Source organism: uncultured Devosia sp. (assembly GCF_913055165.1).
GTDB lineage: Bacteria > Pseudomonadota > Alphaproteobacteria > Rhizobiales > Devosiaceae > Devosia.
Window position 1 is genome coordinate 1 of record NZ_CAJXJS010000070.1, and the last position, 15,006, is coordinate 15,006.

Sequence of the window (15,006 nt, forward strand, 5' to 3'; positions counted from 1 at the left end):
AACAGCAGATCGGTTCTGCGGTTATTCCGCTGGTGGAGCTATTGCAGAACTGGGACGCAACGAAAGTTGACCAGGGGTGCGATTGGGCCGCGCTGACCCGGGACCTCGCCGGGCTGGCAGGACTGCATCTGCTGACCGAAGTGGCGATGCACAGCTTCGACTGCCTGGATGCGGTGGCCGTCGATGGTGTGCCGCTCAAGCCGGCCGAAGCGGTGTGCTATGCCGATGCGCTGATCTTTGCGCAGCAGGATTTGTGCCGGGGCAGTGATCTGGAACCTTATCGCGACTTGCTCAAGGATCTCGAGACGCTGACCAATCGCGTCGCTGGACGGGCGGCCGCGTAGCCGGCGCGTTGACGCTGATCGCCAACGCGCCAGTTCACATTCAGCTTCGGGCTGGCATGAAGATGATGACGGCGAACAGAAGGACGCCGGCAAACGCCACCAAAGAGCTGACGGCGACGACGGGTTCGATGCTCGCATTGCCGTCAAGCATCAGGTAGAGCGACGTGCCCATGGCCAGGACGCCCAGGACATAGACGCCATATTGCAGCCGGGGCAGCAGGCCGGCCGCCTTGGCAGGGTTGAGCGCGAGATAGGTGCCGAACAGGGCGCTGGTGACCCAGCCGAGCAGGTTTATGTGCGCATGGGCGCCCATGACGGCGTGATTGCCGCTGATGGACATGAAGATGCCGATGCTGATCCCGGCGATCAGGAACAATATGGCCGTGCGGAAATAGAGTTGTGCCAGTGCTGGCATGGTGAGAGTCCCCCCAAAATGTGGCGCGAGACGCCGGGGTGGCGACTCTGCGCACATCTGAAGGCTATTCCTGCCGCAGGGCCGGCGGAAGAGGTATAAAAGAGGCACCGTCATGAAGACGGCGCCTCCTTGTCTTGCTCGGCTGTTATCAGAAGACCTGATAGCTCGAGATCTTGTTGTTGTAGGTGCCCAGCAGCGGCTTGTCGTTGCTGTAGGTGGTGCAGGCGCCGGCATACCAATTGTTCTTGCATACGGTGACCTTGGCGCCGCCCTGCAGGCGAATGGAGGAGATGGAGTCATTCCATCCGCCCGGCAGGTGCGGGTCGTCAGTACCGGCGGCGACGCAGAACTGGGCGCCGGTAAAGTTGTTGCCCTTGAAGAAACAGGCCTGGGCCGGCGCGGGAGGAGCGGGTGGGGGTGGCGGCGCATCGCCGATACCGAAGGAGAAACTTGGACCGCCCGGGCCGACCGTTACGCCGAAGTTGAACGGAATGTCTTCACTGCTTCCGCCACCGCCGCCTCCACCACCACCACCACCAGCGGGGGCGAGGTAATTCTTGGAGACCCAGCCGTCCGTGCCCGAGGCGCGGTCGACAAAGCACCAGGAGCCCTGGCACTGCTTGACATCGACATATTCGCCAGCAGGCAGGACGCCAACCTTGGCATAGCCCGTGCCAGGGCCGGTGCGGACATTGACATTGCCTGTGGCAACGCCCGGGGCGGCCGTTGCGGCCAGGGTGGTGAGCAGGGTGGTGGCGGCCAGAATGGCGCCGAAGAGCTTGCGATTGTTGGACATGGGGTTTCCCTCATCAGTTGTTGCGTGCGGCCGCTTTTGCGGTGCGCTTGGTGAGAGGGATTAGGCGCCTTTCGCGCTGAACCAGCGCTGAATGCGGTGTTTAGGGAGATGCAGGGTGAGTGCCCGCAAACCGGGCCGCGAGACAGTTGAAGCTGAACGGGGCAGGCCCGCGGGCGTCGGCCCGAGCCGTCTAGAACCGGGGCCCCGGCTCAGGGCCGGGACGTCGTCGCACTGATATCGGGTAACTCAGTACAGCCGGATTGAGGAGAGATTGCGCAAGAGATAACGGTCGAGGATCGGCTGGCTTTCGGCGATGCGTTCGCAATAGGACTGGAAGAAGCGGTCGCGGCAGAGCGCGGCGCTGGTGCCCACGGTGACCTTTACCGAGGAGATGCGGTTGTCCCAGCCCCATAGGGCGAGGTCGCGGAAAACTTCGCCGGTGCCAGCGCAGAAGGAGCGGCCGGTGTAGTGCGTGCCTTCGTAGAAGCACATGCTGCCGCCCTCGATATCGGGCCAGTTGTTGTCGGGGTCGAGAATGGGCCAGTGGGGATCCTTGCCGAAATCGACGGCGACCTTGCCGGTCCAGCCATGGCCGCCCGGGCCATAGACATTGCACCAATTGCCCTGACAGCGCTGGATGCGAATGGCCTGGTCGCCGGCAATCTCACCGGTGATGGCATAGGCATTGCCCGGTCCGGCGCGCAGGACCAGGGTTTCGCGGCTCCAGCCGTGGCTGCCGCCCATGGGCGCGGACAGAGCGGGGAGGGCAGGGAGCAGCGAGCAGGCTAAGGCAAAGACAATGGCGACGAAGGAGCGCATGGCGATTTCCACCTTTGTTTGCGGGCGGGCCTAGCCTGCTTGGCAATTGCTCCAAAGTAAAGCGCCGCCCGTTTCGGGGCGGCGCAATGTTCGACTTGTCTTTAACTTAGCGGACGCGGACAGAGGCGATGTAGTCGTCGAAATCGCCCAGCGAGGAGGCGCCTGTGGTGTAAATCCGGCAGGAGCGGAAGCCCGACTGCGAGCAGACCTGAACTTCCAGGCCATCGGGGTTGTCGAAAGACGAAATACGATCTGTCCAGCCACCCAGGTCGCGGATCGCCTGGCCTTCTTCCATGCAGAAGCTGTCGCCGCGGAAGCGGGTGCGGTCATAGAAGCAGACGTCTTCATAGACGGGCTGAATGACCGGGGGACGCGGGGGACGCGGCTGCGGCTGATTGCCGACACCGATGCTGATCTGCGGGCCATCCGGTCCGCCGATGGTGAAGCCGAAGGAGATGCCCGGATTGGACGGGTTCACAGGACGGCCGCTGGCGCTGAGATAGTTGGCCGAAACCCAGCCGTCGGGACCGGGCTTGACGATATAGCACCACGAACCCTGGCAGCGCTGGACATCCACTTGCTGACCGGCGCGCGCCACGTCGACCACGGCATAGCCGGTGCCCGGGCCCGAGCGCACATTGACATTGGTCGTGACGGTGCCGGGGGCCGCCTGGGCTGCTGGCAGGAACACCACGACGGCCGCGGCGGCCACGGCGACGCCGGTGGCCAGGTTCAGAAGTTTCTTGCGGGTCTGACGATGCATGACACTTTCCTCCGGGCTTGGCCTTGCCGGTCCCGGACCTCCGGGACGACGCTATTCGGCGGCCGCGCCTATTGTTGGTGACTCCAGAAACGAAGTCCTGACGCAAAGAGTTCCGGGGGATCTATTGCAGGATCGACAAGTATCCATTTGCCCCGGCGCATATGCATCGGGAAAACATTTAGCCGGGTCTGGCTGAACGCAGGCTGAACGGCCAGCGAAAGCGATCAGGTCGTGGGGATGGGTCGCTTCTGACCGTTTTCGTCCAGGGAGACATAGACGAAGCGCGCCTCGGTTACCTTGGTGCGATCAGCCAGCCGGTTGCGGCGCACCCACGCCTCCAGCCCCACGGTGATCGAGGTGTTGCCGACGCGCTCGATCTCGGCATAGACGCAGAGCACGTCCCCCACCTTGACCGGCGCAATGAAGGTCATGGCTTCCACCGCCACGGTCACGACGCGGCCCCTGGCTCGCTCCACAGCGGCAATGGCGCCGGCGATGTCCATCTGGCTCATGACCCAGCCGCCGAAGATGTCGCCTGCCGGATTGGTGTCGGCGGGCATGGCGAGGGTGCGGATGGTCAGGGCGCCCTTGGGTTCGGTGGCGTCGTTCTGCATCGATAAGGCTCCTATTCGGGTCGCTTCACCGGCCAGCGACCGACAGCTTCTTCCCAATGCTTGCGGCAGAGGGACAGGTAGACGGATTTCTCGATCGCAACCTGGTCGCCATCGGTGAGGACCCGGCCCGACATGTCCTGGCGCACAACCATTGTCGCCTTGGCGCCGCAGGTACAGATGGTGCGGATTTCGCGCAGGGCGTCGGCTATGGCCAGAAGCTCCATGGAGCCGGGAAAGAGCTTGCCCTGAAAATCGGTCCGCAAGCCATAGCACATTATGGGTATGTTGAGCCGGTCGGCGACGCGGGCAAGCTGCCAGACCTGCTCGCGCGTGAGGAACTGGGCCTCGTCGACAAAGACGCAGTCGACCCTGGATTCCTCATGATAGTCGCGGATGGACTGGTAGAGGTCGTCACCGGCCGCATAGAGTTCGGCCTCTTCTGCGATGCCGATGCGGGAGGTGATCAGGCCCACCCCTTCCTCAGCGTAGAGCGCGGAGGTGTAGAGGAGGGGGCGCATGCCACGCTCGCGGTAGTTATAGGCCGCCTGCAGCAGCAAGGTGGACTTGCCGGCATTCATTGCCGCATAGGAAAAATAGAGCTTGGCCATGGTCGCGCCGGAAACTGGGATTTCACTTGTGACCCAGGGGCGGTTCGGGCGCGAGGCGAAATCCGGGGCGGTCCACAAAAAAAGGCCGCCCTGAGGCGGCCAGGACCGATCTTGTCGGTCGGGAAGGCCGGGGGTTGGCGGTCCGGGCCCTCCGATGCCGGCGCGGCGTTGGGGACGCGGGGCCGGCAATCCTGGCCAATGGGGGGAGCCGGGATAGGCCGGACCCTAGAGAGGCAAGATGACAGGCAAGTGACGGCACTAATGCATCGGCAGATTTATTACAGGCATCCATTGTTCAGCTTGGGTTCATATGGGGGAGGTCAGGCTTGACGCAGCAGAACTGTCAGAGGCCAATCATGTCCAGACTTGTGCGCCGCGTGGCCGCAATTGTACTCCTGTGTCTCCCCATTTTGCCCGCGGCCGCCTCGCCTGCCGGGGTGTGGGAGCTGGAAACGCGGGATACGCGCTTTGCGCTCGACCTATGTGGGGACGGAACGCGGCTCTGCGGCGAACTGGTGTGGCTTTCGGACGCCGACTATAATGAGCAATACAAGCCCTATCTCAACCGCCCCATGGCCGAGGCGCTGGCGCCTTCGGGGCCAGGGCGGTGGAAGGGCACGCTGCACCTGTTCGGTCACCAGTTGAGCGGCACCATCACCCAGCGCAGCGAAAACCACATGACCCTGTCGGGTTGCGCATTCCTGGTCGTGTGCAAGACCTACCAGATGTATCGGCATGCGCCATGATGCGGGTGGTACTGGCAGCGGCACTGTCCTTGACGACGACATTTGGCGCCGTGGCGTCTCCGGTGGGTGTTTGGGAAATCGAAATGCGGGATTCCCGCTATGACGTGACCCTGTGCGGTGACGGCACCCAGCTTTGCGCGGAACTCATCTGGCTGGGCAATGGCGCGGACAATGCGGAAAACCTGCCCTATCTCAACACCATGCTGATCGACCATGCGGTGCAGACGCAGCCCGGCCAATGGCAAGGAGAACTGCATATTTACGGGCAGAGCGCGGCCGGAACGATCACCCAGGTCAGCGAAGACCAGATCACGCTCAAGGGTTGCGTGGCCTTCGTCATCTGCAAAAGTTACCAGATGTACCGCTACGCGGATTAGGAGCTTCAGTTCACCGTGCGCGGCACATGCACCCTGCGGCGGGCCCATAGGGGCGGAATGGCTTCGACCAGAAGGATGGCGGCAAAGATCAGCGCCGCGCCGGCATAACCGACCGCAGGCAGGCGCTCGCCCAGGACGACGGCCGCGCCCAGCGCCGCAAAGAGGCTTTCGGCCGAGAGAATGATGGCGGCATTGGCCGCCGGGACATGTTGCTGGCCGACGGCCTGCAGGGTGAAGCCCACCGCCGTGGAGAGCACGGCCGCATAGGCGATTTCGATCCAGCCGGCGGAAATGGCGGCCAGGGTTGGCGCCTCGGTGGGCAGGGCAATGGTGCTGGCGGCAATGCCGGCGACGAGGAAGCTGACGGAGGAAACGAAGATCGGCAGGCCGGTCATTTTCGCGACGTGGCCGAGCAGGATCACGTGCATGGCCCAGAAAATAGCGCTGAAGACGATGAGCCAGTCCCCGGCGTTGAAGCTGTCGAGCCCGCCGCCATTGAGGAAATAGATACCCACCAGGGCCAGCGGTACGCCAGCGAAAATGATGGGATGCGGGCGGGTGCGGAAGAGCAGGAAGCCAAGCAGGGGCACGAAGAACACGTAGAGCCCGGTGAGAAATCCGCCATTGGTGGCCGTCGTCGTGGCCAGGCCCGCCTGCTGCAGCCAGGAGCCGAGGAAGAAGACCGTGCTCATGGCCAGAATGAAGAACCAGTGGGTTCCGGTGAGACGAATGGCCTTGCGGCGCAGCTCGTGCAGGGCCAACGGCAGGATGAGCAGCCCGCCAATGAGAAAGCGAACACCGGCAAAGGTCAGCGGCCCCATGGCGTCCATCGCCGATTTTTGGGCGATGAAGGCAAATCCCCAGAACATGGTGCAGAGCAGAAGAAGCGCGGAGGCGATTGGACGGGACATGGGGGGAAGGGGCTCTCTATGGGCTTGTTGGACCGGGCGAGGCCTGAACCCCCACCCTAGATCCCTCCCCTCAGGGGGAGTCGATGAACACTAGCACTGCGCCCTGCGCTTCCCTCCCCTTGATGGGGAAGGATTGAGGGTGGGGTGGCGCCAAGGCCAAGGTCCAAGCACTAAAGCTCGGCGTCGAGCGCGGTGATGAGCTGCTGGATTTCCTCGGGTGTCGTATAGTGCACGAAGGACAGGCGCAGGACACCGTGATTGTGCGGGTCGATGCCGAGGGCTTCGAGGAGCCGTACGGCGTAGAAATTGCCGCCGGACGCCATGACGCCGTGACGCGCAAGGCGGCGGGCGATGTCGATGCCCGGCTCCTTGTGGAGGAGCGAGATCGTGGGGGCGCGCAGGGTAGGGTCGGACGGGCCGATGAGACGGATATCATTGCGGCTGCGTAGATGATCGAGCAGCGGCGTGGCCAAGGCGATTTCCTGGGCGCGCATGGCTGCATGGGCACGGCGGAAAGGATCGGCACCCTCGATGCTGGCGGGCGCAAGCTGAGCGATCTGCTCGAGATAGTCGACGATGCCGGCGGTGGCGGCGATCTGCGCATGGTCGGGGCCCGCCGGGGTCAGGCGGTAGCGCAGCTTGGCGTCGTTGAAGAAATGGCCCTGATTGGGGAGGGCCCTGGCGAGATCGGGGCGGATGGCCATGACACCCTGATGGGGGCCATAGGTCTTGTAGGCCGAGAAGAAATAGATATCGGCGCCGAGCGCGGTGAGGTCCGGCAGGCCGTGCGGGGCATAGCTGACGCCATCGACCGCCAGCATGGCGCCGATGGCATGGACGCGATCCGCGATTTCGGCGATCGGGTTGATCTCGCCAACAATATTGGAGCAATGCGGTGCGGCGACGAGTCTGACGGTGCCGTCGAGCAGAGCATCAAGAGCATCGAGCGAAAGCCGGCCGGTTTCTGAATCCACGCGCCATTCGCGCACTTCAATGCCCCGATCGGCCAGGCGCCGCCAATTGCCAGTATTGGCTTCATGGTCCTGGTTGGTGACGATGATGGCGTCCCCGGGCTTGAGCCAATCGCCAAAGGCCTTGCCGAGTACATAGGTATTGGCGGAACTGGACGGGCCGATATGGATCCAGTCGGCGGACACGTTGAGCGCCTGCGCGATCCGCTCATAGGCGCGATCCATGGCTTTGCCGGCGGCCTCGGAGGCCGCGTAGACACCATAGGGCTGCACCTTGGTGGCGCGATAATAGTGATCGAGGATGTCGAGCGTGGTCTGGGCGGTGTAGGAGCCACCGGCATTCTCGAAAAAGGCCTGGCCGGCCAGGCTCGGCTCAGCAAAGGCCGGGAACAGGGCACGAATGCGTGTCGGATCGAGGGGGAGAGTGGTCATGAAATGCCCGCGAGAAAAAGCTCAGGTTCACTGGTAGTCGAGGGCGTGGCAAAAGCAAACCCCGGCCGTTGAGGACCGGGGTTCGGCAACGCCCGCCGGCTTGGGGGCGATTGGCAGGCGTTGCTGGAGACGGTTCACCGACGAAGGAGGCGGCGAACCGATCGTATGGTATCAGCGGTTGCCGGACCCCATCGGGCGCTGGCCTCCGTGCTGCTTGCCCATGCCGGCCATGCGTTCGCCGCGTTCGGGGACGAGTTCGGCCTTCTGCTCATCGGTGAGGCTGCCGAAGAAAGCAGTGAAGGCAGGCTGGACGGCCTCCAGCGCGGCCAGGCGCGCCGATTCGATGGCGATACGGTTATCGAAGCGCTCTGTCAGGTCCGGGCGTTCGGTCGTTTCACCGTCTGCAGGGCGGACCGGACGGAGGCCATCGGTGGCCGCCTCGAAGGCGGCGGCGGCCGCCAGGGCATCGGTCTTGAGGTCTTCGAGCAGGACGGCCTGCTCGTCGGTGAGGTCGATGGCGTGGCTCAAGCGGACGATGGCAATCTCGATGCCTTCAGCACCGCGTTCGAAATTGAAGAAGCCGCCTTGGCCGCCGCCGTGGCGCATGCCGGGGCCGTTGCGGAAACCGCGTTCGCCAGCGGACTGGGTCTCTGCGGATGTGGCCGCGGGGGCGTTCTGCGCGAGGGCCGGAGCGACGGCGCCCAGGCCGATGGAGGCGGTCAGCAGGGCAACAATTGCGGTGGTGGTAATGGACTTCATGGTCGTTCATCCTTTGCATGGGATATCGCCGGTAACCGGCATGGATGTGACCTTAGGGAAGTGCAGCTCTTCACGACCTTGCGAGCAGATGAAGAGTTGGAGAGATTGGTAAGGTGAGGTGGCGTCCTTGATCGACTATGTCAGCAATCCGCGTCCGACCCGGTCGGTGCTCGACGCCTTTTGGGCGCGAGCCTGGGGTAGTGGGGTGCCGGTGGGATATGATCGCGTGCTCGAGCGGAGCCTGGCGCATCTGGGGGCCTTCAGCGATGGCCGTCTGGTCGGGTTTGTCAATCTGGCCTGGGACGGGGGGCTTCACGCCTTCATCCTCGATACCAGCGTCGATCCGGATTTCCGCCGCCGCGGCATCGCTACCGAACTGGTTCGGCAGGCGGCGGAGTTTGCACGCGGGAGCGGCGTGGCATGGCTGCATGTCGATTTCGAGCCGCATCTGGACGGGTTCTACCGCGCGTGCGGATTTGGACCGACGGCTGCAGGGCTGATGCGGCTGAAATAGGGGACGATCAGCTTGCGATGTATTCGCGCAGGGCTTCGGCCTCATGCTCGACTTCAGCGATCTTGAGCTTGACCACGTCGCCAATGGAAATGATGCCGACAAGCACGCCGTTTTCGGCGATGGGCATGTGGCGGATGCGGCGCTGGGTCATGGCTTCCATGACCTCGTCAATGGTGGTGGTGCGTTCGGCGGTGACCACGCCCTTGGTCATGCAATCGGCGATGGAGAGCGAGAGGGCGCCAGAGGGGTTCTTGCCGAGCTGACGGACAATGTCCCGCTCGGACAGGATGCCGACGATGCGCTCATTGTCATCGGTGATGACGACCGCACCGATATTGTGCCTGTTGAGCAGGGCAACCGCATCGGCCAAGGTGCCGGTTCGCGGCAGGGTGTGTACCGCAACACCCTTGGATTGCAGGATGGTATCGACATGCATGGGCCAGTCCTCCTGAAATGGAAGAGAAGTGTGGACCCGCCTCCCGCTGTCCGCAATAGGGCGAAAGTCAAAAGAAACGGCCGGCGCTGAGGCCGGCCAGTGGGTCGTCAGGGGGAAACGTTGTCGCGAAGCTCAACTCTTGCCTTCGGCGCTCGACCAATCCGGGCGACGCGTCAGGCGGGCAGGAGGTTGGGCCGGCAGGGGGCCGCGCCAGACAAAGCGCGCGACCTCGAAGAGCAGGACCAGGACCAGCAGGGTAAGCGGCACCATGAAGACCGCAATCTGCGTGTCAGGCTGGGCAGCGAAATTGGCCGCCTGGGCGGGTGCCACACCGATGAGCAGTGCGGCTGCAATCGCCACAGTGGAGCCAATTGCGCCAAACAGGGCCGCGAGCCTGAAACTTTTGCGCCTGGGGGACGTAGATAAGTGCATGGGATCGACGTCTTGTCCTCGCTTCCGATGCTGCCACGAAAGCACCGAAAAGCGGTACCAGTGTGGAACGACGGGGGTGAGGACGGGACCATTTGAGGGCAGAACTGTGGCGGACGCCGTCCGCCCGCAATAAGGGAGACGGGTGATGCGTGCTGTCTGGACCCTGGTTCTGAGTGTGATCATGCTGGCGCCGACATTGGCCCAGGAGATCGAAACGGCCTGGCGAGAAACCATTACCGGGCAGATCGTGGCACTGCGCAGCGGGGATGGCGAGGCGGCCCTCTCCTTCGCTGGCGCAGCTTTTCGGGCCAATTACCAAAACGATCCGCAGCGCTTTGCCGAGGATGTTGCCCGATCCGGCTACGGTCCGATCGGGAAGTCACGCGTGCACAGTTTCGGCGATTATCGGGAACTGGCACCGGGCGTGGTGCTGCAGGAAGTCGAACTGATCGACGCAGATGGACGTGTCTGGGAGGCGGTGTACCAGCTTGCCGACGAACGCGATGAAGGTTGGCGCGTGCAGGGCGTGGTGCTGCGCAGTACGCCGTCGATCGGAATTTAGTTGCATGTGCGGTGAAACCCCTTCGCAGCGTGGGGGGTGATGGACTAAACCCTTGCCGACAAGATTAGTGTTGCATGTCGCTATCGTGGGCGGTTGCCCCGCATGCACCGACCGGAGGCGATGATGGGTTTTCTGTCCGAGGCATTGGGGCGCGTGGCGCCGTCGGCGACCGTGGCGATCAGCCAGAAAGCGCGGGTGATGGCGGCGGAGGGCCGGGACATCATTGCCCTTTCCGCCGGCGAGCCGGATTTCGATACGCCCGAGCATGTCCGTGACGCGGCCAAGCGCGCCATGGACGAGGGCAAAACGCGCTACACCAATGTGGACGGCATTGCCGAGCTCAAGGAAGCGGTGGCGGCCAAGTTTCGGCGGGACAATGGGCTCGATGTTACGGCGGCGGATTGCTTCGTCGGATCGGGTGGAAAGCAGATCATTTTCAATGCGCTGATGGCGACGCTCAACCCCGGCGACGAAGTGGTCGTGCCTGTGCCCTATTGGGTGAGCTATCCGGAAATCGTGCGGCTGTGCGGGGCCGAACCGGTGTTCGCGGTGGCCGATGCCTCGACCGGGTTCAAGCTCAAGCCCGGGGTGCTGGACGCCGCGATCACGCCGAAAACCAAGTGGCTGATCCTCAACACGCCATCGAACCCGACCGGCGCGGCCTATTCGGCAGAGGAATTGAAGGGGTTGGCGGAGGTGCTGATGCGGCATCCGCATGTTCATATCCTGACCGACGATATCTATGAGGCACTGGTTTATGACGGTCGGACCTTTGCCACCATCGCCCAGGTAGAGCCCAGGCTGCAGGCCAGGACCCTCACAATGAACGGGGTTTCCAAGTCGCATGCCATGACCGGCTGGCGCATTGGCTATTGCACCGGCCCCAAGCCCCTGCTGGCGGCGATGACCAAGCTGCAGGGGCAGTCGACCACCAATCCCAGCTCGATTTCGCAATGGGCGGCGGTGGAGGCGCTGAATGGGCCGCAGGATTTCCTGGCCGACTGGCGCAAGGTGTTCCAGGCGCGGCGCGACCTGGTGGTGGCCGGGCTTAACGCCAATACCGGGCTCGACTGCCTGACGCCGGAGGGAGCGTTCTATGTGTTCCCCTCGTGCCAGCGCTTGCTCGGCAAGACCAGCGCGGGCGGGACAAAGCTCGATACCGACGAAGATTTCGTGATGGCGCTGCTGGAAGAGACCGGCGTGGCGCTGGTGCACGGCACGGCGTTCGGCTTGCCGGGACATTTCCGGCTGAGCTATGCGGCGAGCACTGCGGAGCTGGAAGAAGCGGTGAAGCGCATTCAAGGGTTTTGCGCGGGGATTGCCTGACGCGCTTATTCGCAGCGCCTCAAAAACAAAATGGCCCCGCCCGAGGGGATGGGCGGGGCCGTTCGGCCGTCGGCAGAGCCGCTGACCTTGGAGGAGGCGGTGTCACCACGAACGCCGCCGTTGAAGGCAATATCCAACAAGGCCGGCTGCGACACAAACGCACAATCGGAAGTGCTGCCATGCAGATTCGCAGGCCTTGCCCGCAGGCCCGTTGCCGTCATTGCGGCAAAAAAAGAGGCTCCAACCGAGGTTGGAGCCTGATGATAGGGCCGAAGCCAAATCGCAAGTGATGGCCCGGATGCAAGGGAGGAGGATTTGCACCAGACCGGTGGATCGTCGCCGAGGGAGGAGGATTCGGTTTCGATCCGGTATCGACTAACGCGGGTCCGAGGGAGGAGGATACGGAGCGGCGTCCCGTCGATGGTTTGAATATAGGTTTTGACCTTTTGGTCAGCAATGGCCCGGAGGGCATAACTGCTATGCAATAGGCACAGCGGCAAACTGTCCAACAAATAGGCAAATCGACAGGTTGGCGACAGGTTCCGAAGCGGGCCAGAAAAAAAGGCCCCATCCGCAGATGGGGCCTGATGATAGGGCCGAAGCCAAATCGAAAGTGGGGCAGAGAGCAAGGGAGGAGGAGTATGCGCTCTGCCATGGACCCTTGGATCAGGGAGGAGGAGAAGATCCGCCGGTCCGGTATCGCGATGCGGGGTCCGAAGGGAGGAGGAGATCGGAGCGCGCCTCAGCGATGTCCTGAATATGAACTCTACCGGTTAGATAGACAATCCCGAAACTGACATGCCAGCCATGCGTTTTGGCGGGGGAAGGTTATGCAGCAGAGCAAAAAGAAAGGCCCCGCTCGAGGGGAGAGCGGAGCCCTGAGGAGGACAGATCAGGGATCTGTCAGGAGGGAACGCAGCGGGCGCAAGGGAGGGAGGAGAAACACCCGCTGTGATGAGGGGGCATATAGGGGCACCTGCCTCATCCGCCAAGACCGACGGGATCATGTCAGCCATGCGCTGGATGCATGCTGGCGGAAATAGATTAAGAAAATCAATGTGCGATTTCCGGCTGCGACCGGCTGCCACAGGGGCTAGGGGTCAAACACCGTTGTCAGCAGACCACGCAGGGTCTGGTTGTCGGCAAGGATGACATCATCGATCGCCCAGGCCGCTTCTCCCTCCATCAGGACAAGCGTATCGGTATAGCTGGCTTCCGGGGCGCCGGAGAAGCCGTAGGTTATGTTGACCATGGCGGCGCCGTCATAAGCCTCGGTCAACTCGATTTCGCAGGTGTCGGGGCGGTCAGGCCAACTGGACCATGGGATGCCGTCGCCAAGCGGCGGTTTCTCATCAGGCGCGGTCGCCTGGATGTCCGCGTTGCGGGCAAGGGCGGTGGCGATCATCTCGCCAAGCGCTGGCGTTACCATGGTCGTTGGATCCGGGGTGCCGTCCAGCATGGCCGCGCAAAACGTGCCCGCCACGGCCTCGGCGGTGGAACTGTCTGCAATGGCAGGTAGTGGCAGAGTAGCGGCGAAAGCTGCGAGCAGGATTTGAAGACGCATCGGGGCCTCCGTGATTGGCGGAGACTAGCGCAAGGCCTCGAACCGGTCGATGGCCTCCTGCAACTGGCCGAGGTGCTCGATGCGGACATAGCGGGGCTCGTTCGCTGGTTCTTCGGCGTGCTCATAGGACCAGGTGAGGTCGTGCGGCACATAGGCGGCGAAAGCGCCGGCGTTCAGGGCGGGCAGGATATCGGACTTGAGAGAATTGCCGGCCATGATGGTGTGTTCGGCACCCTCGGTATGACGCTCGAAGATGCGGCGATAGACAGGTTCGGACTTGTCCGAGACCACTTCGACAGCGGCGAAATAATCGGCGAGACCGGATGCAGCCAGCTTGCGCTCCTGATCGAAGAGGTCGCCCTTGGTGACGAGGATCAGGCGATAGCGGTCCTGCAATTGCTCAAGCGCCTGATCGACATAGGGCAAGGTCTCGATGGGGAAATTGACCAGTTCGCGGGCGGCGGCGAGGATTTCGGCGATGACCGTCCCAGGGACGCGATGGTCGGTGACCTCCAGGGCCGTCTCGACCATGGACAGGGCAAAGCCCTTGGCGCCAAAGCCGTAGAATTGCAGGTTGCGGGCAGTGGCGGAGATCAGGCGTTCAGTGAGATCGGGTGCGTCGGTGTAGTCGCGTAGAAGGTCGGAGAAGCGCTGCTCGGTCAGGCGGAAGAACTGTTCGTTCTGCCAGAGCGTGTCATCGGCATCGAGGGCGATGGTGGTGATGCGGGGCATGGGTTGCTCCTCGGGGCAAAGGCCTTAAGCCACCCCCCACCCAGCTTTGCTACGACCCTGCGGGTCTAGCGACGCTACCCTCCCCACAAGGGGGAGGGAGGGGATGAACACAAGTCTCTCAGTCTTGCGCCTCCCTCCCCATGATGGGGAGGGAATGAGGGTGAGGTGTCTGCTGCGCTCGCAATTGACGTCTGTCTAGAACGACCACTCGCGCGCCTTGGAGACCAAGAAGTCGCGGAAGACGCCGACGCGTTTGGAATTCTTTAGGGCCGGGGGATAGACGAAATAGGCCTCGTAGGCCGGCAGTTCGATCTCGGGCAGGATCTGGATGAGCCCGTCTTCTTTTTCGGTCACATAGTCGGGGAGCATGGCGATGCCGATGCCGGCGCGGCAGGCCTGCATCATGCCGTATATGGCATTGACGCGCAGGGCGGCGCGGCGAGGGCTGGAATCCGATCGCCCCATGCGTTCGAGATAGTTGATGTCGCCCAGATAGGACGGCACCGGCTCGCCGAAGCTGATGATCCGGTGATTGTCCAAATCCTCCGGCGAGGACGGAGTGCCGTGTTCGTCCACATAGGTGTTGGAGGCGTAGAAGTGGTTGTGGACTGTGAACAGCTTGCGCTGGATCATTTCGGACTGGTTCGGCCGGTGCAGGCGGATGGCCACGTCGGCTTCGCGCATGGCCAGATCGAGTTCGGCGTCGTTAAGACGGATTTCGAGCTGGATCAGCGGATAGAGCTTGAGGAATTCGTCCAGGCGCGAGCTGAGCCAGGTCGAGCCGATACCCACTGTGGTGGTGACGATGAGCGGGCCGGTGGGGACGTCCTGGCTTTCGGACATCTGGGTTTCGACCTGCTGCAATTCCCAATGCATGCGATGGGC

The 15,006-nt window shown here is 63.1% G+C and carries 20 protein-coding genes; 6 read left to right on the plus strand and 14 right to left on the minus strand.

Annotation, left to right across the window (positions count from 1 at the left end; all coding sequences use genetic code 11):
- Positions 1–344, plus strand: a 344-nt coding sequence (locus QZ564_RS16755; protein WP_297112416.1) for a hypothetical protein, incomplete at its 5' end; no start/stop codon positions are given.
- A gap of 40 nt (positions 345–384) precedes the next feature.
- On the opposite strand, the gene QZ564_RS16760 is transcribed toward QZ564_RS16755, so the two are convergent.
- The 6 genes from QZ564_RS16760 to QZ564_RS16785 form a co-directional block, all read right to left on the minus strand.
- Entirely contained in the window at positions 385–759 is a 375-nt protein-coding gene (locus QZ564_RS16760; RefSeq protein ID WP_297112418.1) for a hypothetical protein, read from the minus strand.
- Positions 760–907: 148 nt separating this feature from the next.
- The gene (locus QZ564_RS16765) at positions 908–1,555 is read right to left on the minus strand and encodes an SH3 domain-containing protein (protein ID WP_297112420.1); all 648 of its coding nucleotides are present in this window, start codon (positions 1,553–1,555) and stop codon (positions 908–910) included.
- Positions 1,556–1,801: 246 nt separating this feature from the next.
- Positions 1,802–2,374 carry a peptidase inhibitor family I36 protein gene (locus tag QZ564_RS16770; RefSeq protein ID WP_297112423.1) on the minus strand — a complete coding sequence of 191 codons (573 nt, stop codon included), beginning with the start codon at positions 2,372–2,374 and terminating at the stop codon, positions 1,802–1,804.
- 106 nt (positions 2,375–2,480) lie between these two features.
- Positions 2,481–3,137 (minus strand): SH3 domain-containing protein, encoded by a 657-nt coding sequence (locus QZ564_RS16775; protein WP_297112425.1) that lies wholly within the window; start codon positions 3,135–3,137, stop codon positions 2,481–2,483.
- A 224-nt stretch (positions 3,138–3,361) separates the two neighbouring features.
- Positions 3,362–3,751: an acyl-CoA thioester hydrolase YciA gene (gene yciA, locus QZ564_RS16780; RefSeq protein WP_297112427.1), complete on the minus strand. Its 390-nt coding sequence runs from the start codon at positions 3,749–3,751 to the stop codon at positions 3,362–3,364.
- A gap of 11 nt (positions 3,752–3,762) precedes the next feature.
- Entirely contained in the window at positions 3,763–4,359 is a 597-nt protein-coding gene (locus tag QZ564_RS16785; RefSeq protein WP_297112429.1) for a thymidine kinase, read from the minus strand.
- Between the two features lie 356 nt (positions 4,360–4,715).
- Here QZ564_RS16785 and QZ564_RS16790 point away from each other — a divergent pair, with 356 nt between their 5' ends.
- Together QZ564_RS16790 and QZ564_RS16795 are read left to right on the plus strand one after the other, a co-directional pair.
- Entirely contained in the window at positions 4,716–5,105 is a 390-nt protein-coding gene (locus tag QZ564_RS16790; RefSeq protein ID WP_297112431.1) for a DUF2147 domain-containing protein, read from the plus strand.
- Positions 5,106–5,188: 83 nt separating this feature from the next.
- Positions 5,189–5,482, plus strand: coding sequence for a hypothetical protein (locus QZ564_RS16795; protein WP_297112433.1), 294 nt, complete (start codon positions 5,189–5,191; stop codon positions 5,480–5,482).
- Positions 5,483–5,487: 5 nt separating this feature from the next.
- Here the strand turns inward: QZ564_RS16795 and QZ564_RS16800 are convergent, their stop codons facing one another.
- The 3 genes from QZ564_RS16800 to QZ564_RS16810 form a co-directional block, all read right to left on the minus strand.
- On the minus strand, positions 5,488–6,393 hold the full coding sequence (locus QZ564_RS16800) for a DMT family transporter (protein WP_297112435.1): 906 nt from the start codon (positions 6,391–6,393) through the stop codon (positions 5,488–5,490).
- 170 nt (positions 6,394–6,563) lie between these two features.
- A complete protein-coding gene (locus QZ564_RS16805; RefSeq protein ID WP_297112437.1) occupies positions 6,564–7,796 on the minus strand; it encodes an aminotransferase class V-fold PLP-dependent enzyme in 1,233 nt (410 codons plus the stop codon).
- 171 nt (positions 7,797–7,967) lie between these two features.
- Complete coding sequence (locus QZ564_RS16810; protein ID WP_297112438.1) at positions 7,968–8,555, minus strand: Spy/CpxP family protein refolding chaperone; 588 nt, start codon at positions 8,553–8,555, stop codon at positions 7,968–7,970.
- A 127-nt stretch (positions 8,556–8,682) separates the two neighbouring features.
- Here QZ564_RS16810 and QZ564_RS16815 point away from each other — a divergent pair, with 127 nt between their 5' ends.
- Entirely contained in the window at positions 8,683–9,069 is a 387-nt protein-coding gene (locus tag QZ564_RS16815) for a GNAT family N-acetyltransferase (protein ID WP_297112440.1), read from the plus strand.
- A 7-nt stretch (positions 9,070–9,076) separates the two neighbouring features.
- Here the strand turns inward: QZ564_RS16815 and QZ564_RS16820 are convergent, their stop codons facing one another.
- Positions 9,077–9,505: a CBS domain-containing protein gene (locus QZ564_RS16820; RefSeq protein WP_297112442.1), complete on the minus strand. Its 429-nt coding sequence runs from the start codon at positions 9,503–9,505 to the stop codon at positions 9,077–9,079.
- Positions 9,506–9,637: 132 nt separating this feature from the next.
- Positions 9,638–9,937: a hypothetical protein gene (locus tag QZ564_RS16825; RefSeq protein WP_297112444.1), complete on the minus strand. Its 300-nt coding sequence runs from the start codon at positions 9,935–9,937 to the stop codon at positions 9,638–9,640.
- A 145-nt stretch (positions 9,938–10,082) separates the two neighbouring features.
- On the opposite strand from QZ564_RS16825, the gene QZ564_RS16830 reads away from it, so the two are divergent.
- Both QZ564_RS16830 and QZ564_RS16835 read left to right on the plus strand, forming a co-directional pair.
- A complete protein-coding gene (locus QZ564_RS16830) occupies positions 10,083–10,499 on the plus strand; it encodes a DUF4864 domain-containing protein (protein ID WP_297112446.1) in 417 nt (138 codons plus the stop codon).
- 123 nt (positions 10,500–10,622) lie between these two features.
- On the plus strand, positions 10,623–11,825 hold the full coding sequence (locus tag QZ564_RS16835; RefSeq protein ID WP_297112448.1) for a pyridoxal phosphate-dependent aminotransferase: 1,203 nt from the start codon (positions 10,623–10,625) through the stop codon (positions 11,823–11,825).
- A gap of 1,093 nt (positions 11,826–12,918) precedes the next feature.
- Here the strand turns inward: QZ564_RS16835 and QZ564_RS16840 are convergent.
- From QZ564_RS16840 to QZ564_RS16850, 3 genes are all read right to left on the minus strand, one after another.
- The gene (locus QZ564_RS16840) at positions 12,919–13,389 is read right to left on the minus strand and encodes a hypothetical protein (protein ID WP_297112450.1); all 471 of its coding nucleotides are present in this window, start codon (positions 13,387–13,389) and stop codon (positions 12,919–12,921) included.
- 24 nt (positions 13,390–13,413) lie between these two features.
- Positions 13,414–14,121, minus strand: coding sequence for an HAD-IA family hydrolase (locus tag QZ564_RS16845; RefSeq protein ID WP_297112452.1), 708 nt, complete (start codon positions 14,119–14,121; stop codon positions 13,414–13,416).
- 195 nt (positions 14,122–14,316) lie between these two features.
- On the minus strand, positions 14,317–15,006 hold a 690-nt coding region (locus QZ564_RS16850; RefSeq protein ID WP_297112454.1), incomplete at its 5' end, for a substrate binding domain-containing protein.